Below are 18,239 nucleotides of genomic sequence, written 5' to 3' on the forward strand. Positions count from 1 at the left end.
CAAATATAGAGAGATAATCTATACCTGCAAGCTAGTCCTGAATCGGAACCTCCACCAGGCCCCGGTGGTCATCGGGAAACCACTCCACGTAGAAGGTTTCCAGCTCCAAATTCTTCTCCTTGGCGTAGTTAAAAATGGCTTCGTAGAGTCTGTTTGGGGCCAACATGTAATGGGCGTTCACTTCGCCACGTAGGACACGTCGGCCGGCGGGCACTACCCGCAGTTCGTAGTCGGCAGGGATCTGCATGGTGCTGTCAGGTATAACCACCCCGATAAAAGCATTCACGCTATCGGCCCGCCCCTCGGGATTGTTGTAGTAAATGTTGCCCAGCATACCTTCCAGTTCTTTTTTGTCGAGCACCTCGGCGGCTCTCCGGAAAGCGTCATTGATTCCACTGTCGTTTACAGAACCATGGAAGGCGCGGCCTGCCACATATAGTTGCGTTGAACTGGCTTCTGATACATTAGCTGAGCTGAAACCTCCCAGATAGGCATAAAAAGCCGCCACGATGAAGGAGAGTACCAGCATCACTAACAAGAATTTCTTGTTCATAGGTCGATCATGTTTTTGTACTGCATGTGGTAGAGTTGTGCGTAGTAACCGTCGCGGCGCAGTAATTCCTCGTGGTTACCCATTTCCTTTATCTCGCCCCGGTCCATCACAATGATCTTGTCGGCCTTCTGGATGGTAGACAGACGGTGGGCGATGACGATGGACGTTCGCCCGTGCATGAGCTGGTCGATGGCGTACTGGATCAGTTCTTCAGTCTCAGAGTCGACGCTGGAGGTGGCCTCGTCGAGGATGATGATTTCGGGGTTGTAGACCATGGCCCGCACGAAGGAGATCAGCTGCCGCTGCCCCACTGATAAGGTGGCCCCACGCTCCATTACCTGGTAGTGCAGGCCGCCCGGCAGTCGCTCGATGAATTTGCGGGCGCCCACTAGGTCGGCGGCATGCCACATCTGCTCTTCAGTAATAGCTTTGTTACCGAGGCTGATGTTGTCGGCGATGGTGCCCGAAAAGAGGAATACATCCTGCAACACCACGCCGATGTGATGGCGCAGCACATCCAGGTCGTACGCTTTGATGTCGTGTCCGTCGATCAGGATCTGGCCGCTGTTGATATCGTAGAAACGGTTGAGCAGGTTGATCATCGAGGTCTTGCCGGCACCCGTCGCTCCCACAAAGGCCACCGATTCGCCCGCCTTCACGTTGAGCGAAATGTTACGCAACACCCAGTCCTCGTCTTTGTAGGCAAACCACACATCCTTGAAGTTCACGTTGCCATTTATCTTCTCGGGTTTATAATCACCATTGTCGGGGATCATCTCCTTGCTGTCGAGCAGGCGCATGAGGCGCTCGGTGCTCACCACGCCCAGCTGCAGCGTGTTGAAGCGATCGGCGATCATGCGGATCGGGCGAAAGAACATCTGGATGTAGAGGATAAAGGCCATCAGCGTACCCAGCGACACGTCGTTGTCGATCACGCCGTGGGCGCCATACCATACCAGCAGGCCCAAACCGGCCGCACCGATGATCTCCGCCACCGGGAAGTAAACCGAGTAGTACAGCACAGAGCGTACGTTTGCGCGGGTATGCTCCTTGTTGATCTCCTTGAACTTCTCCATCTCGCGCTTCTCGTTGTTGAAGATCTGCACAATGCTCATACCTGTGATATGCTCCTGCACAAACGAATTGAGCCGCGCCACGGCCGTCCGCACATCCTGAAACGTGTCTTTGATCTTCTCCTTGAAAATGTAGGTACTGATGAGCATGATCGGGAAAGTAGACAGGCTGACCAGCGCCAGCTCCCAATCGATGTAGAACATGAAGCCCAGGATGAAGACCAGCTGCAGGATATCGCCGATCATGGCGGCCAGTCCTTCACTGAACACATCCGAGAGTGTTTCCACATCCGACACGTTGCGGGTTACGAGTGTGCCGATGGGCGTGCGGTCGAAGAACTTGAGGCGCAGTTTGAGGATGTGGCGGTAGAGCTGCACCCGGATGTCGCGCACCACGTGCTGCCCGAGCCAACCTGCGAAATAGGTATGGAGGTACTGCACGATGGCATGCCCCACCAAGAGCACCGCCAGGATCACGAACATCTTGTTCAGGCCCTCCCAGTCGTTCTGCAGGATTTCCTGGTCCACGGTATACTGAATCAGGAAAGGGCGCACCGCAGCCAGTATAGCCGAGGCGAACGTCAGGAACACGATGAAGTAGAAGATCCGGATGTACGGCTTCACAAAGGTGAAGAGCCGCCGGATCACGTCCGCATCGAATACCTTGCCTGTATTTTGTGGTTTATCTTCCAAATTCGTTGTTCTGTTTTCTGTTTTTGGAGTGGTTGATCATAGGTATGATTTACCCACCCCTACCCCTCCTTTTGTCGAGGGCCCCTACCCCCAGAGGGGAATTAGCTATTACCATTCTACAAGTAAAAAGCCTTGTAGCTGCTGGTCATGTTTTGCTAGACCGGGTCCAACCACCCCTAACTCCTCAGAGTTCGTTGGCTACTTTCGAATTCTCGTTCTCAGTAGCCCAAGGCGTGGAATCAGTTGCTGCCATTCCAAGGTATAACCCTTGTGGCAATAACCACCGGCAGGTATAGCAAGACTAACTTGCACACTGGCTATGAAACTGACAATGGTGCCAGGTGCGCTTTTGACGATTTTTTGTTTGAGCGGTCAGCGAGTTCAAAAGCGTCTTGATTTTTTTGCTTACTTTTTTCATCAAGGAAAAAAGTAAGTGCCCGCCGCACAGGCGAAACTATAAAACAATACTGTTTGCTATACCTATACCTGGGCCAGAGGCCCCACCATAGCAGACACGAGCGAGGACGCTCGCGCCATAGGCCCACAGACCAGCCGTAGCTATACCCTTACGGATACTACATGCTAACCGCTTGCAAAGTTAATGGTTTTTGCATCAGGATTTTCGGGATTTATCAGGTATAGCGATTACTCCTGAAGGCACAAAAAAGCCCTCCCCAGAAAACCAGAGAAGGGCTTTAACCAGATTATGTCTTATACCTATACCTCCGCTTCCGCAGGTATAGCTACTTTCTCAAGCGCCTGCGCAATGTCAGAGATAATATCCTCTGGATGCTCCACGCCTACCGAAATGCGCACCATACCTTCGCCAATCCCCATCACGGCGCGGTCGGCCAGACAGATATCGGAGTGCGTCATGGAGGCAGGGTGCTCAGCCAGCGATTCCGTGCCGCCCAGGCTCACGGCCAGTTTGATCAGCTTCAGGTTGTTGAGGAAGGTGAAGGCCTCTTTCTCGCCGCCCTTGATGTCGAATGAAATCATAGAGCCTGCCGCTTTGCACTGCTTGTCGTAAATAGCCTGCTGCTGCGGGTTGTCCTGCAGGTAGCCCAGGAAGTAAATCTTGTCTACTTTCGGGTGCTCTTTCAGATAGGCGGCTACTACTTCAGCGCCACGGGCCTGACACTCCATGCGGATTTTCAGCGTTTCCAGGCTGCGCATCAGCATCCAGCCTGTCCACGGACTCGCCATGGAACCCATGAACGTACGCATGCCTTTCACCTGCTTCATCAGGTCGGCCGGACCGGCACAGGCACCAGCGATCAGGTCGGAGTGGCCGCCGATGTATTTGGTGGCGGAGTAGAGCACCAGGTCGGCGCCGTGCTTGAGCGGGTGCGAGAACACCGGGCCCAGGAAGGTGTTGTCCACGGCTACCACTACTTTTTTGTCGGCAGTGGAGTGTTTTCTGGCCATGGCGGCGCAGGCCTCGATATCCACCAAATGGTTGGTCGGGTTGGCTGGCGTCTCCAGGTATACCATCGCCAGTTTGTCGGCCATACCTGATTCCTCGAGCATTTGCTCTACCTCCTCTATCGGAGTGTTGGCCCGGAAGCCCATGCTCTTCACGCCGAACTTGGGCAGAATGTTTTTGATGTAATAATCCGAACCGCCGTAAATAGGCTCGCTGTGCAGGATCAGGTCACCTGGCTTAAGCAAGGCTAGCAGCGTGGTGCTGATGGCGGCCATACCGCTAGCGAACACGGCTGCCTCTTCGGCACCGTCCCAGAAGCGGAGGCGGTTCTCGAGGATTTCGAGGTCGGGGTTGTTGAGGCGGCTGTAGATCAGGCCAAGTTGTTCTTCGGCGTGCTTTTCACGCAGGCCATACGCTAGTTCAAAAAAGGCCTTGCCCTCTTCCGCGTTCTTGAAAACGAAAGTAGACGTCTGGTAGATCGGCGCTTTCACGGCCATTTCTGACCACTCCGGGTTGTACCCGTAGCTCATCATCAAGCTTTCGGGGCGCAGGTGTTTGCCGTTTAGGTGTGGACCGTTCTGGTCTTCTGGTAATTGCATGCTATAAAGGGTTTGTTTTGGGTGATGTCTTGAAAATATGCTCCGGATACGACACCTTGGCCAGGTATAGCCCTTCGGAGGGAGCTGCCCCACTGGCCTTGCTGCGGTCCTGGTTGGCCACAATCCGCTCAAAGTCGGCCACCGTGAGCTTGCCGCGCCCTACGTCCAGCAAGGTGCCAACCACCAACCGCACCATACCTCTCAGGAAGCGGTTGGCCCGGATCGTGAACACCAGCTCGTCGCCCTGCTGTCGCCATACGGCCTCGTACATGTTGCAGCGGTAGTGTTTGGTGTCGCCTTTGACTTTGCTAAAGGTCGTAAAATCCTCGTAACGAAGCAATACGGCTGCTGCCTCGTTCATCTGCGCCACATCCACGGAACGCGGAAGGTAAGTGGCGTAGTATCTTTTGAAAGGGTCTTTGGCCAGTGTGATGTGGTAGTGATAGGTACGCTCAAAGGCGTCGAAGCGGGCGTGGGCCTCGTCGGTAACCAGGTATAGGTTCTTCGCCACGATATCAGCCGGCAAGAGGCGGTTGAAGCGGTAGACCGCTTGCTCGGGATCCAACTCCTGTTCCACATCAAAATGCACGAATTGCTGACTCGCATGCACACCCGTATCGGTACGGCCGCTGCCCGTGGAACTGATAGGCTGCCGCAGCACTTTGCTCAGGCAATCGTCGAGCACTTCCTGCACAGAGAGTGCGTTGGGCTGCACCTGCCAACCATGAAAACGAGTGCCGTCGTAGGCGATTTCCAGAAAATACCGCATGGGCAAAGATAAGATTTCCTGACAACAGTGAGAGAAAATTAGTACACCTAACTACTGCAGGCCACGCCTCATAGTTTATAAAAACAGAAAGGGCACTCCCATCAGGAGTGCCCTCTGCAAAGGGTGAAACTGTGTGCTCTACACTAGTATCGTTATAGCAAAAGGTTGTTTAGTTTCTGTGGCTGGGATCAGGGGAGCGATTACCGATATCGCCGTTTCTCACACCTTCCTGCAGAATTTCGCCCAGGCTGCGATTGCGGCGCTGCTCATCCCGCTTCTCCCAGCGCTCACGCTCCTGCCGTTCTGCTCTTTTCTCGTCTTCTTTTCGTCGTTCCCAGCGATCATCATCTCTTCTCTCATTTTCTCTTCGTCGCTCCCAACGCTCGTCATCTCTTCTTCTATCCTCCCAACGATCATCGTCGTCATCACGGTCTTTGTATTCCTTTTTGCGGGCCTTCTCATACTCCTTCTCCCGCTTCCACTCGGCATGCGCCCGGTGTTTCTCCTCTACAAAAGAGGGCTTGCCCTTTTTCTTGCCTTTATCTTTATCACCATTGTAGTCGGCGGCGGTGGCTACCTGAGCCCCAAATGCCATCAAACCTACCAGTACCAGTGTCATCAACTTTTTCATAAGCTTTTGTTTTAGGTTTGATGAAATGTAGGCAAAGGAGGTGCCAGTTTCTATCCGGTTAGCCACTGCGGCACACTATGCAAAAGAAAAAGGCCCTTCTGAAGCTTCAGAAGGGCCTTTCCTGATATAAAAAATAACTATAGTTTCTCGTAAATGATGGCTGCTCCTTGCCCCACGCCCACGCACATAGTGGCCAGACCGTAGCGCACGTTGTTGCGGCGCTTCATCTCGTGCAGCAGGGTAGCTGAGATGCGGGTACCGCTGGCGCCGAGCGGGTGCCCGATGGCGATGGAGCCGCCGTTCACGTTCACGATCTCCGGGTTGATGCCGAGTTCCTGCACACAAGGTATAGCCTGCGCCGCAAACGCCTCGTTGATCTCCGCCAAACCAATGTCGTTGATGGTGAGGCCTGCGCGTTTCAGGGCTTTCAGGGTAGCCGGAACCGGGCCCATGCCCATGTATGCGGGTTCTACACCGGCCACTGCCGCCGACACAATGCGGGCCATTGGCTTCAGGTCGAAGCGCTTCACGATTTCCTCACTCACTACCAGCGAAGCGGCCGCTCCGTCGTTTATACCGGAGGCGTTGCCCGCCGTCACAGTGCCGCCTTTTTTGAAGGCTGCGCCCAGCGTGCCCAGTTTCTCCACGGAAGAAAGCCGTGGGTGCTCATCGGTGTCGAAGAGAATCGGGTCGCCTTTGCGCTGCGGAACAGGTATAGGTATAATCTCATCTTTGAACTTACCTGCCTCGGCGGCGGCCTTGTACTTGAGCTGCGAGCTGTGGGCAAACTCGTCCTGCGCTTCACGTGAAACACCGTAGCGCTCGGCCACATTCTCGGCCGTCTCACCCATGCTGTACGGGTAGTGCAGCGACGAGAGTTGGTTGTTCACAAAGCGCCAGCCGATAGTGGTGTCATAGATTTCAGGGGTGCGGGCGAAAGCGGTTTCGGCTTTGGCCATCACAAAAGGGGCACGCGTCATGCTCTCCACGCCACCAGCCAGGTAAACATCACCGTCGCCACTCTTTATAGCACGGCCCGCGTCGATGATGGACTGCAATCCCGAAGCGCAAAGGCGGTTCACGGTCACGCCACCGATCTCGTGCGGAAGCCCGGCCAACAGGAGCGCCATGCGGGCCACGTTGCGGTTGTCTTCGCCGGCCTGGTTGGCAGCTCCCAGCACCACATCCTCGATCAGGCTCGGGTCCAGCTGCGGATTGCGGGCCATCAACTCTTTCAGAATGAAGGCTGCCATGTCGTCGGGGCGCACGCTGCTGAGGGCTCCGGTAAACTTGCCAACGGGTGTTCTAACGATATCAATTATATAAGCTGTGCTCATCAATTTTTGTTTTACAGGTCTTTGTCTAATTTTGCATCTCTTTGCAAGTTAAATTAACCCCCTTATGATACAAAGAATTCAAACCGTATTTCTGGCCCTCATCGTAGTGGCCATGGTATCCCTGTTGTTTTTGCCAATCTGGTCTAAAGTAGATGCCACTACCGGTGAAGAAGTCGTGCTAACCGCCTGGAACCTGTTTTTCCAGACAGTGAACGAACAGGGCGAGGCGGTGCAGGCTGGCGCCCAGACAGGCACGAGCACCATCGCCATTGGCATCCTCGCGATTGTGGCCGCAGGTGTAGCCATCTATGAGATTTTCCAGTACAAGAGCCGCCTCAATCAGATGAAGTTCGGCCTGATTAACTCGCTGGTCCTGATCGCGCTGTTTGGCACCTCATTTTACTATGCCAACTATGTAGGCAACGCAATGGCCGCCGGTAACGCAGGCAATTACGAAGCCGGATTCTACATGCCCGTGCTAGCGCTGTTTCTCAATGCCCTGGCTAACCGCTTCATCAAAAAAGACGAGGACCTGGTTCGCTCTGTCGACAGACTGCGCTAAGGTATAGCGCATTGCCAAATGCATAAAAAGGAAGGGCTTCTGTGATGTACAGAAGCCCTTCCTTTTTAAGTTGAGTACTGAGTGGTGAAAACCACCTTGTCATTTCGAGTGCAACGAGAAAAAAAGCCTAAGCTACCGCCTCTAAACTACCGCTCTTTTCGCCACAGGTATAGCACCCTTCTTCGACTTCTTGCGCAGCTTGTTGATCCAGATCATCGTGCCTGTTATAGGCAGACTGGTCGCCACGAGGCAGGCGATGAAGTAAAGTATCTTGGAGAAGGTGCCATATACGTTGCCCACGTGCAGTGGCTTGATAGACGACGTGATCTGTTCGTTCAGCGGCTTGTCGGCAAATATCTCTGCTTTCAGCACCTCGCCGCTGTACTGGTCGAGCTGCAGTTTGTCTGAAGCCGCGGGCGCGAAGAAGCCCACTTTGTTCTTGTTGATGGAAACAGTAGCGGCTGAATCAGTTGAAAACGAAATGCGGTAGTCGCCTTTGTAAGGCAGCACGGTATCGGCCGACTTCAGGTAGTCCGCAATTGAAAGCGTAGCAACTTGCGTTGGATCAGTTGGCACAGTCGAGAAAAGCGGCTCTTCTTTGCGGTCTTTTTGCGGCGTTACGCCCAACACTTTAAAGAAGCCCTCTTTGTACCACTCAAACGACCAGGTGAGGCCGGTCAGCGACATCACCAGCAGCAGGAAAGATGAGTAAAAACCAAGTGAGTTGTGCAGGTCGTGGTTCACGCGCTTCCAGTTGCCGCTCCACTTTATTTTGAGGCCTTGCCGCCAGTTCTTCACTTTCTGCGGAATCCAGATCACCAAGCCACTGATCACGATCAGGGTGAAGATAACGGTTGCCCAACCCACGATCGGACGGCCTGTTTCGGTGTCGAGCAACAGCCAGCGGTGCAGACGGAACATCGTCATGAAAAACTCGGAGGTCGGGCTTTCTGTTGTGCCGATCACTTCTGCGGTGTAGGGGTTCACCAGGTAGTTGGTGCCCCGGCCGCCGCCTTTGGCTACGGCTCCTTCAGTGCCTTTTTTGCCCTCGCCACTTTTCTCACGGCCACCTTTGTCGCCGCCACGGGCTTCACCGCCTTTACCTTCCCCACCCTTTTCTTCCTTCTTCACATTCACGGTGTAGGTGCGGCTGGCGTCGGCAGGTATGGTAATAGCGCTCACCTTACCGCCCGTCTCGGCTGCCACTTTTGCAATGATCGCTTCAGCTGCCATGGGCTCAGCCCCCGCCTCTACCTGCACAGTAAACTTCTCCGGCTCCATAAACTCCTGCACCTCGGTGTTGAAGGTATAGATCGTGCCGCTCAGGCAGACCACAAACAGGATCAAGCCGCTCGCGATGCCCATCCACAGGTGGAGGTCATTGAACAGCTTGCGCACCTTTTGCCAGGTCGATTTCGGTTTTTGATTCTGCTTCATGATGGAGAGATGTTTAGCTAAAAATCCCTTCCTTGCTTTTGCCGGCAAGGAAGGGAAGGTACTGTGTTGCTATGTTTAGTTTACTTGTTCCAGAATACCCGCGAGCGGAATGGATCGATGGCCCCTTGTTTGGCTACTTCTTCGCTGTTGGTGTATACCTCCGACTGGCGATACGTCAGGCGGCGCGGCCTGAAATCCGGGTCAGCGGACGGGCTCTGCAGCGACTGCGGCAACCTGCTCAAATAGTTCAGTCTTCTAAAGTCGTTCCAGGCTTCGATGCTGCTGATGCTGTTCAGCGCCAGCCACTTCTGCTCGATAATGCGCTCGATCTTGTTCGGAGCAAGTGCAAAGTTAACAGATGGCTGAAGATTATATACTGTAAATTCTGCTGCCGGCACGGTCATGTATTTGAACGATTCTCTGATGGCTTCCTCATAGAGTTGCTCAGCCCCGCTCAGCCATCCCCGCTCGGCCGCCTCGGCCTGCAAAAACAAGCTCTCAAAGGAAGACAGCAAGACAGAGGGCTGCTGTGCGCTCTTGAGTAAACCCGCCGGCTGGTTTCCGTTCTCGTTCGGTCCCAGCAAAGCAGATGTTTTGGCCATGGTAAAGTCAGCACTCGTTGCTCCGAGCGGCGCGCCTACATAGTCGCCGTTCACGCTGCGGTAGAGCTTGGGCAGACGCGGGTCGTTGCGTTCTTTGTACTGCTGCACCAGATATGCCGTGGGGCGCAGTGTATTGTAGCCGGTGGTAAGTGCTCCGGCCTGGTTGCGATAATAAGCATCCCAGAAAGGATTCTGTAGCCCGGCCGTAATCTGGTAGCCCGGATTCACCAGGGCACTCTCACCGGCACCCAAAAAGCCGCTCCCCTCCTGTCTGATCTTGGCCAGTTCGTCGTTGATGTAACCTGCTCTTCCGGCCTCTGACTGGCGGAGCAAGGCTCGCAGCTTAATGGTATTGGCAAATTTCACCCACAGTGTCAGGTTGCCCTTGAAAATTACATCGTCCGTCACAGGCTTTTTAGACAAGGCCGGAGCTGCCTTGATGTCCTGTATACCTGCTGTGATCAGGTTGATGGCACTGTCATATACCTGCTGTCCGTCTTCGTACTTCGGCGTTACGTTCTTGCTACCCTGCAGGGCATCCGAGAAAGGCACGTTGTTGTAAAGATCCACGAGGCGCATGAAGTGCCAGCCCTGCATGATCTTGGCTATACCTACATAGGCCAGGTCGCCGGTGGCAGCGGCGCTGTTCTCGATATCTTTGTAGTTCACCAAGGTGGTATAGCTGTCTTCCCAGATCGGGCGACCGTCGCGGTCAAAGGACATGGCCTCCACACCGTAGGTTTCCTCCAGCCTGAACAGCGAAGTGTTCACCGGACCGTCGGTGGCCTTGGCCCAGTAACCTGCCCATACCGCACCAAGTTGGTTCAGGGCGCCTGTTTCGAGGTTCACTGTTTTCACCAGCGCGTTAGGCAATTTTTGCTCCACCGGCACATCGGTCGGGGCATTGGGGTTCACGTTCGTATCCAGAAAGCTGTCGCAGGCGGTAAAAGCGGTGCTGGCCAGCGCGATCAGGATAAAGAAGAATAACTTTTTCATATCACGAAGTATGCAGAATGATCTTATTTAGAATGCCACATTTAAATTGAAACCGAACGAGCGGGTTGGCGGCAGGTGTCGCCAGCTCATGTAGCCCTCGCTGCTTCCGCCGGCGTACACAAACTCCGGATCGTTGTAAATGTTGTCTTTTGCCCAGACAGAGAACAGGTTGCGGCCTACAAACCCGATGGTCGCCTCTTTCACCAGGTTCTGGCCTTCGAGCCACTCCATGGGCAAGGTATAGCTCAGGCTCAGCTCGCGCAGTTTAAAGAAGTCGGCGCTAACCGCGTAGTTCGACTGCACGGTGGCGTAGTGGTTTGCAAAGTAGTTGCGGTCGCCCTTGGTCTTTATCTCGGTGTTAGGTGTGAACACGCCCGGAGACGTTTCGATCACGGAGTTGGGAATCACGAACGGTTCGCGGCCATACTGTGTGGTGAGCGGGCTGGTACCGTCTGAGATCATGCGGGCTGCCGCCTCGGTGTAGACCACGGCGCCCATGCGCCAGTCAAACTGCGCACCCAGCTGCAGGCCCTTGTAGTGCAAAGTGGTGTTCAGGCCGAGCTGGTAAGGAGGTGTGCCGGTGCCGCCGTAGTACAGCTCCGAACCGCTTACCGGGTTGCCGGTAGTCGGGTCCACGATCACCCTGCCCTGTGGGTCGCGCTTGTAGTCGCTGAACAGGTAGCTGTTGTAAGGCTTGCCCACGATCAGGTAGTTCTGTCGGAAGTGGAACAGCTGATCGATGCCACCGTAGATCTCCTGCACGTCACTCTTTATATGCGTGAGGTTGGCGCCCACATTCCACAACAGGTCTCCGCGCTGGATCACGTCCCCATTCAGGTTGAGTTCGATGATCTTGTTGCTGGCCTTAAAGGCATTTACCCAGGCCGATGTAAAGCCTGACCCGGCAGAGATGTCAGCCAGAATGGTACCATCCGTAGTCCTGGCGTCCACGTAGGCGGCCTCCAGGTTCAGGCGGTTCTGGAAGAAGCTCAGCTGCGTACCCACTTCAAACGAGGTCACAAACTCAGGCTTCAGGTTCGGGTTGGCATCGGAAGTGCCCAGGCTAAAGCCCGGCAGGTTGCCGTAAGGGAAGCCGTTGCTCTGGCTGTACACGTTCTGCAATTGGTAAGGCTCCACTACCACGTTACCGGTCTTGTTGTAGGAGGCGTATACCTTGCCGTAGGAGAGTGTGCTGTTGTTTTTGAGTGCAGGTATGGCATCGCTGAACACGAAAGACGAACTCACCCCCGGGTAAAAGTAGCTGCGGTTCTCCGGGCTCAGCACCGACACGGCTTCCTGGCGACCGGTAAAGGTCAGGAACAGGTAGTTGTTGTAGCCAGCTGTCAATTCTCCAAACACCGCCACTTGCCTTCTCTGGCTGATGCCGGACTTACCACCCAGCTGCCCCAGACGGTTATCCTGGTTGAACAGGCCGGGCACTACCAGCGCCGAAGCGCTCAGGTTGGTTGTCTTGCTGTCGTCGGTGCGGAGGTTGTTGCCCAACAGCAAACGAGTACTGAACTTGCCGAAGTCTTTGTGTAGGTCCAGGATGAAATCGCTGTTGATGCGGCGAAAGGTGTTGGTGGCATCGTTCACGCTACCCGGTATGTTGGTGCGACCCAGTGTGGTATAGGTATACTTGCCTACCGTGGTGCGGGTGTCGGTGTTGCGGCTGTAAAGGCCCAGGCGGTAGATGGCGCTGACCCAGGGGGCAAGCTCGTAGTTGAGCTCGATGTTTCCAGTCAGGGTTTGCTGCTCGTTTACCGTGCGCTGGTTGTCGGCGTTGAAGTATGGGTTGGGCTGGTTGGTGCTGAACCAGTAGTTCGGGTTGGCATGCAGCGTGTTTTCCCAGTCTTTCAGGTCGGCAAAAGGCAGGCTGACCGGCAGACGGTATACCGTGGACCAAGGCTCGCTCTGGGTTACGTCGCTCTTGTTGAACACGTAGTTAACGTTGTAGCTGGTGCTCAGCTTGCCAAACGAACGGGAACCGTTGAAGCGGGCGCCGGAGCGTCTGTTTTTGTCTCCTTCAATGATGCCTTTGGTGAGCACATCCTGCAGCGAGAAATAGTAGGTAGATTTCTCGTCGCCGCCTGAAAAATTCAGATCGTTTTGGGTGGTGAAGCCCGTGTTGAAGAACGCTTTTCTACCTTCCGGGTGCGCGCTGTAAGGCAGCTGCCACTGGCTGCCGTCTGGTAGCACAGGTCCTACCGGGCGCACCTCCCCGTCAAAACGTGGGCCCCAGGACTGGTACTGCAGCGGATCGTATACGCCGTTCAGGCCCTGCCCGAATTCTGTTTGCTGCTCCGGCAGACGGGAAATTTTGTCGAAAGTGGTGGTATTAGAGAAGGTGATGCGCTGCGTTCCTGCCCGGCCTTTTTTGGTGGTGATCATCAACACGCCATTCACGCCGTCAGAGCCATACACGGCAGCTGCGTTGGCGCCTTTCAGCACGTTGATGCTTTCGATGTCGTTTGGGTTGAGGCGGTTGATGTCAGGTATAGGCACACCGTCCACTACATAAAGCGGAGCATTGTTGCCGGTATGCGAGCGTATGCCGCGCAGGTTTACCTGCACATCCGGGTCTACTTTGCTGTCGAACATGTTGATGCGCAGACCCGACACCTTACTGGCCAGCCCGAGGATGGGGTTCACCACTTTGCCCTGGTTCAGCTCGGCGGTGTTCAATTGGGCGCTGGCCGTACCCAGTTCGCGGGCGGGCCGCTTGATGCCAAGTGCGCCTGTCACTACCACTTCGGATAGCTGTGTGTTGCCAGGCTGCAGTTCCACTTGCAGCGAACCGGTGTTCCCGTTTACCGGCACTTCCTGGGAGGCATAGCCTATGTATGAGAAAACAAGCACCTCCCCCTCTTTCGCTCGGATCTGAAAAGCGCCGTCCGGGTTCGTTGTGGTTCCGTTGTTGGTTTCTTTCACTCTGACCGTAACACCGGGTAGTGCCATGCCAGTAGCCTGTTCCGTCACCTGCCCCGAAACGGCCAGGTCCTGTGCTGAAACCCCGAGCGTCATCAGTATAAGGAAAGCCGACGCCAGTAAATGTTTGAACATATCTAAAGAAGTATATTTTTTGCTGTAAGGCGATTGCAGGTATAGCAATTACCTCTTTTAGGCGTTTCGTTATTTAGATATAGTCTAAATAAACGTAACTTGCGCAAAAGTATAACTTACAAAGCTATTTCGGTAACGGGTAAGGGAATTCTTTTATCAGATGAGGGAAAACATGGAGCATGACGTGAGCGAACCGAGAACCAGTGAGAGGGACTGCACCAGCCAGCAATTGGCTGAGCAAAAGCAGCCCACCTTCTGCGCCTGCCAAGGCCAAAATGCGCGCGCGGCTGCCGAGGCCAACATGCGCTTCCCTTCGGGCGAGATTCACTTCAGCCATACCTCTATCAGCTTGTCCAGCAAAAAGGTGGTGGGTTGCTTTAATAGCGAGGACTTTGCGCAGCTGTACTTTTCGATGCGCGGCAAGAGCGCTTTTAGAGTCGGGGACAGGCCAAAGCCCTTTGCCAGCTTTGACGCCCACCAGCACAACCTGCTTTTCTTCTCCGACGCGGATGCGCAGCAGGAAATAAAGCCCGGCCCTCAGGTGGAGATGCTGACGGTCTACATTCCCTCTGACTTTCTACTCCATTATTTGCCTGAGACAGGCAGCCCGTTTTCAGAGATGCGGGAGCAAATCCTGGCTGGTAAGCCTGCGCGACTCAGAAATGCGAATTTGCCCATCACTCCCAGAATAATGGCGGTGCTGCACGAGCTGCTCAACTGCATGTACACGGGCTACTGCAAGCGCATGTTTGTGCAGGCAAAAGTGATTGAGCTGCTGATGCTGCAGTTTGAACTGTGTGAGCAGGACGACACGCCGAGCACGAACGGGCTAAAACAGACGGACATCGAAAAGATGCTCCACGCCCGCGATCTGATCCTCCAGAATATGGAATGCCCCTGTTCGCTCATTGACCTGGCCCATCTGGTCGGGACGAACGAGTATTACCTTAAAAAGCACTTCAAGCAGGTGTTCGGTACCACGGTGTTTGGCTACCTGAACACTTACCGCATGGAGCAGGCCCGCAAAATGTTGCTGGAAGGCGACCAGAAAGTTGGCGATATTGCCAGCGCCCTGGGCTTTAAGTATGCCGCCCATTTCACGACCGCCTTTAAAAAGCACTTCGGCTACCTGCCCCAGAAGATAAAGGCGTAGTGCTGCGCCAGAAAGAATTAGAAACTGAAGTTACATAAGTTCGAAGTTTTGCAGACCTAAAAAAATGCTCCCGCTCGCCTCTGGCGAGTGTGCGTCATTTGGTGGCGTCCCGCCACTTGTGCCAATAGGTATAGAAAAAGCGGCCAGAGTCCGCATAATAGCTCACACTCGCGGGACGCGAGCGAGAGACGGCGCTAAGCTGAAGGGTTGGAAAACCTAGGGTGCGATTTTGTAACACGGTAGCGATGCAAGCACATCCCGGTTCCCTAAACTTTTGCGTTTCAGTACCATTTCGACCCTTGTAAGAAATCTGAATGAATGCGCAAATTGTGAAAGAAACCAGATCTCTCCCAAGGGTCTAGAGGACAGGAAAGTCCTTAAATTGATGGCATTGAGGGTGCCAGGCCATTTGCTCAGGTATAGCAAAAGCGAAGGGAGCAGCAGGTTCTTATACCTACTGCTCCCTTCGGTGCTTTAGCGGACGGTGCTATACCTTAGCGCCTCCGGCTGGTATACTGCTCGAGTTCCCGCACGTTATGGTCCGACTGGAAGACATCGTAAATGTAGTAGAAACGCTCTTTGTCGCACACGCTGTCGTAGGCGAACTTGGCAAACTCGAGGCGGGTGCTTTCAAACTCAAAAGCCAGCAGCACATTGCGCAGATCTTCTGACAGGATGCTGCTATTGCGCACTGCCTCGCGGGCAACAGTAAGTCGGGTGCTCTCAAAGTCGCGGCCCTTCATGGCGTCGAGCAGACGGTCCACTTCGTAGCGGTCCATGAGGTTGCGGCAACCGTTGGCGGGCTCTTCGTAGCGGGGTGGTGCCGGCTCGTAGCGCGGCGGAGCGGGCTCATATCGGTCGGGATAGCGCGGTGGCACGACCACTACCGGCGGCGGACCAAGCGGTATTTCGCTGATCACATGCAGGGCCACTTTTCTACCGGATACGCGCACAGAATAATTCGTTTCGTAGCCGGCGCGGGCCAGCACGTTTATACCTGTCCTGTAAATGCCATGGCGGCCCCTGATCCGGAATTCTACATAATGGTTGCCGGGCCGCAGGTGGCTGATGCGCACAAAGTTGGAAGCTGAACGGTTGATCAGGCGCCCATCCAGCGCCATCTGGAACAGCTCACCCCGGTGGGTGGAAAAGGTCACGACGGTGGGTTGTGCGAAAGCCGGCAGCGCCAGCAGCACAAACAGAAGCGGAAGTAGAAGTCTTTTCATGGCGTATAGCTTTTAGCGTATACTCTCGCTAAGCCAATTATTGTGCCAGTTTATGGAACTAAAGTGCAGTGGGGTTTGTCTGCGGGAATTTCGTAGGTTACAGGTATAGGTATAACAAAAAACCACAGGCGCTATACCTGTGGTTTTCCTTTATCTGTGAGTTTCGTCTACTACCCTTCGTAGTAAAACTCCCCTTTATCAGTCTTGATCGTGAGTTCGTTGCGCTCGCTGGCTTCTACACGGCCAACGATCTGCGCATCCACATTGAAGGACTTGGAAATATCGATCAGGCTTTGGGCGTATTGCTCAGGCAGGTATATCTCGAGGCGGTGGCCCATGTTGAAGACCTTGTACATCTCTTTCCAGTCGGTATGGCTTTGCTCCTGAATGATGCGGAACAGCGGCGGCACCGGGAAGAGGTTATCTTTGATGATGTGTACCTTGTCGGTGAAGTGCAGCACTTTGGTCTGGGCGCCGCCGCTGCAGTGCACCATGCCGTGTATATGCGGACGGTGCTGCTCCAGTATGGCCTTTACGATAGGCGCATAGGTACGCGTGGGCGAAAGCACCAGTTTGCCTACTTCTATACCTGTCTCGGGCTCTACATCGGTCACGCGGTAGTTGCCTGAGTACACCAGGTCCTTCGGCAGTTCCGGATCGTAACTCTCCGGGTAAGAAGCCGACAGGTAAGAATGGAACACATCGTGGCGGGCGGAGGTGAGGCCGTTGCTGCCCATGCCGCCGTTGTACTCGTCTTCGTACGTAGCCTGCCCGTAAGAGGCAAAGCCCACAATCACGTCGCCAGACTGTATGTTGTCGTTTGAGATCACTTCGTCGCGGCGCATGCGGGCCGTCACGGTGCTGTCCACGATGATGGTGCGCACCAAGTCGCCCACGTCAGCCGTCTCCCCTCCGGTGCTGTAAATGCCGATGCCGTTGTCGCGCAGCATCTGCAGCACTTCTTCGGTGCCGTTGATGATGGCAGCAATCACCTCACCCGAAACCAGGTGCTTGTTGCGGCCAATGGTAGACGAAAGCAGGATGTTATCCATCGCGCCCACGCACAGCAGGTCATCGGTGTTCATGACCACGGCGTCCTGCGCTATACCTTTCCACACGCTCAGGTCACCGGTCTCTTTCCAGTACATGTAGGCCAGTGACGACTTGGTGCCTGCGCCGTCGGCGTGCATGAGCACACAGTGCTCGGGGTCGCCGGTGAGGATGTCCGGGATGATCTTGCAGAATGCTTTCGGGAAAAGTCCTTTGTCGATGTTCTTGATGGCGTTGTGCACGTCTTCCTTTGAGGCGGACACGCCACGCCGGAGGTATCTATTTTCCATAGTGCTGGTATTACTTGCTTTACAAATTTAAGAAAGGCCTTTGTATATACGGCAAAAAGAAATGCTTTTAAAAAGCCGTGGTGGCAATTATTAGTCGGGCCAGCGTTTCGCAGAGCCAAAACCAGCAGGTATAAAGTAGTGCGTTCCGAAAAAGCAACCCCTATACCTTGCAACCTTCCTGAAATATATTGGCTCCTCTATATAAACAAACTTAAATTAAATATGAAAAAGAAATTGTTGATTTCATACTTCAGCCTGCTCACATTTTTAACGGTACAGGCACAGGACTCGCTGCAGGTAAAGCCGCAGGTATCGGCACCTTATAAACTTGCCGTTGGCCTCCGCTACGCAACCGGACCGGCGGGCTTAACTTTGGGCGTAGCGGCAAAGTATTTCATAGGTGAACAGTCTGCCTTAGAGGCTTACTCCGATGTGAATCCTGAATCCCGCCAGTTTCTTTCTTCAGTCAGCTACATCTGGCAGCCAAAACTCGCTACATCAGATCGCCTCCGACCTTATGCAGGTATAGGCGTTGGCTTGCTCCGCACCAACAATCCGGCGCCTACCTACTTCGATGGACCCGCCTCCTATATTAATCCGGTAGGAGTTGCTTCTTTCGGCGCTGAATACGCTTTCAAGAAGCTTCCTCTGGCCCTTTCGCTCGATTACCGATCGACCTTCCTGCGCTATGGACGCACCACACCAAACTATGTAAACCATTACAGGTCCAGCAATTTAGGTATAGGCCTGAAATATACCTTCCGCTAGGTATAGCACAG

14 protein-coding genes are annotated in these 18,239 nt (G+C 54.3%); 3 read left to right on the forward strand and 11 right to left on the reverse strand.

What is annotated here, in order from left to right:
• Positions 1-31 precede the first annotated feature (31 nt).
• The 6 genes from Q4E40_RS10970 to Q4E40_RS10995 all read right to left on the reverse strand — a co-directional run bounded on the left by Q4E40_RS10970 (position 32) and on the right by Q4E40_RS10995 (position 7,081).
• Positions 32-553, reverse strand: coding sequence for a GyrI-like domain-containing protein (locus Q4E40_RS10970; protein WP_303412146.1), 522 nt, complete (start codon positions 551-553; stop codon positions 32-34).
• On the reverse strand, positions 550-2,319 hold the full coding sequence (locus Q4E40_RS10975; RefSeq protein ID WP_303412148.1) for an ABC transporter ATP-binding protein: 1,770 nt from the start codon (positions 2,317-2,319) through the stop codon (positions 550-552). Before Q4E40_RS10975 ends, Q4E40_RS10970 begins: the two co-directional genes overlap by 4 nt.
• Positions 2,320-3,036: 717 nt before the next feature.
• Positions 3,037-4,344, reverse strand: a complete 1,308-nt coding sequence (locus Q4E40_RS10980) for a cystathionine gamma-synthase family protein (protein WP_303412149.1) — start codon at positions 4,342-4,344, stop codon at positions 3,037-3,039.
• Between the two features lies 1 nt (position 4,345).
• Positions 4,346-5,113 (reverse strand): tRNA pseudouridine(38-40) synthase TruA, encoded by a 768-nt coding sequence (truA, locus tag Q4E40_RS10985; RefSeq protein WP_303412151.1) that lies wholly within the window; start codon positions 5,111-5,113, stop codon positions 4,346-4,348.
• Between the two features lie 169 nt (positions 5,114-5,282).
• Entirely contained in the window at positions 5,283-5,744 is a 462-nt protein-coding gene (locus tag Q4E40_RS10990; RefSeq protein WP_303412153.1) for a hypothetical protein, read from the reverse strand.
• 137 nt (positions 5,745-5,881) lie between these two features.
• Positions 5,882-7,081 carry an acetyl-CoA C-acyltransferase gene (locus tag Q4E40_RS10995; protein ID WP_303412154.1) on the reverse strand — a complete coding sequence of 400 codons (1,200 nt, stop codon included), beginning with the start codon at positions 7,079-7,081 and terminating at the stop codon, positions 5,882-5,884.
• Positions 7,082-7,145: 64 nt separating this feature from the next.
• Between Q4E40_RS10995 and Q4E40_RS11000 the strand changes: the two genes are divergently transcribed.
• Positions 7,146-7,643, forward strand: coding sequence for a DUF4293 domain-containing protein (locus tag Q4E40_RS11000; protein WP_303412155.1), 498 nt, complete (start codon positions 7,146-7,148; stop codon positions 7,641-7,643).
• A gap of 141 nt (positions 7,644-7,784) precedes the next feature.
• Here Q4E40_RS11000 and Q4E40_RS11005 read toward each other — a convergent pair whose 3' ends face one another.
• The 3 genes from Q4E40_RS11005 to Q4E40_RS11015 all read right to left on the reverse strand — a co-directional run bounded on the left by Q4E40_RS11005 (position 7,785) and on the right by Q4E40_RS11015 (position 13,741).
• Positions 7,785-9,080: a PepSY-associated TM helix domain-containing protein gene (locus tag Q4E40_RS11005; RefSeq protein ID WP_303412156.1), complete on the reverse strand. Its 1,296-nt coding sequence runs from the start codon at positions 9,078-9,080 to the stop codon at positions 7,785-7,787.
• 80 nt (positions 9,081-9,160) lie between these two features.
• Positions 9,161-10,678 (reverse strand): SusD/RagB family nutrient-binding outer membrane lipoprotein, encoded by a 1,518-nt coding sequence (locus Q4E40_RS11010; RefSeq protein WP_303412157.1) that lies wholly within the window; start codon positions 10,676-10,678, stop codon positions 9,161-9,163.
• A gap of 27 nt (positions 10,679-10,705) precedes the next feature.
• The gene (locus Q4E40_RS11015) at positions 10,706-13,741 is read right to left on the reverse strand and encodes a SusC/RagA family TonB-linked outer membrane protein (RefSeq protein WP_303412159.1); all 3,036 of its coding nucleotides are present in this window, start codon (positions 13,739-13,741) and stop codon (positions 10,706-10,708) included.
• Positions 13,742-13,901: 160 nt separating this feature from the next.
• Between Q4E40_RS11015 and Q4E40_RS11020 the strand changes: the two genes are divergently transcribed.
• Entirely contained in the window at positions 13,902-14,894 is a 993-nt protein-coding gene (locus Q4E40_RS11020) for a helix-turn-helix transcriptional regulator (protein WP_303412161.1), read from the forward strand.
• A gap of 494 nt (positions 14,895-15,388) precedes the next feature.
• On the opposite strand, the gene Q4E40_RS11025 is transcribed toward Q4E40_RS11020, so the two are convergent.
• On the reverse strand, positions 15,389-16,120 hold the full coding sequence (locus Q4E40_RS11025; protein ID WP_303412163.1) for a proline and serine-rich protein 1 family protein: 732 nt from the start codon (positions 16,118-16,120) through the stop codon (positions 15,389-15,391).
• Positions 16,121-16,290: 170 nt separating this feature from the next.
• A complete protein-coding gene (locus Q4E40_RS11030; protein ID WP_303412164.1) occupies positions 16,291-17,460 on the reverse strand; it encodes an AIR synthase related protein in 1,170 nt (389 codons plus the stop codon).
• A gap of 222 nt (positions 17,461-17,682) precedes the next feature.
• On the opposite strand from Q4E40_RS11030, the gene Q4E40_RS11035 reads away from it, so the two are divergent.
• Complete coding sequence (locus Q4E40_RS11035) at positions 17,683-18,228, forward strand: outer membrane protein (protein ID WP_303412166.1); 546 nt, start codon at positions 17,683-17,685, stop codon at positions 18,226-18,228.
• Positions 18,229-18,239 lie beyond the last annotated feature (11 nt).

The organism is Pontibacter coccineus (assembly GCF_030546575.1).
In the GTDB taxonomy this organism is placed as follows: Bacteria; Bacteroidota; Bacteroidia; order Cytophagales; family Hymenobacteraceae; genus Pontibacter; species Pontibacter coccineus.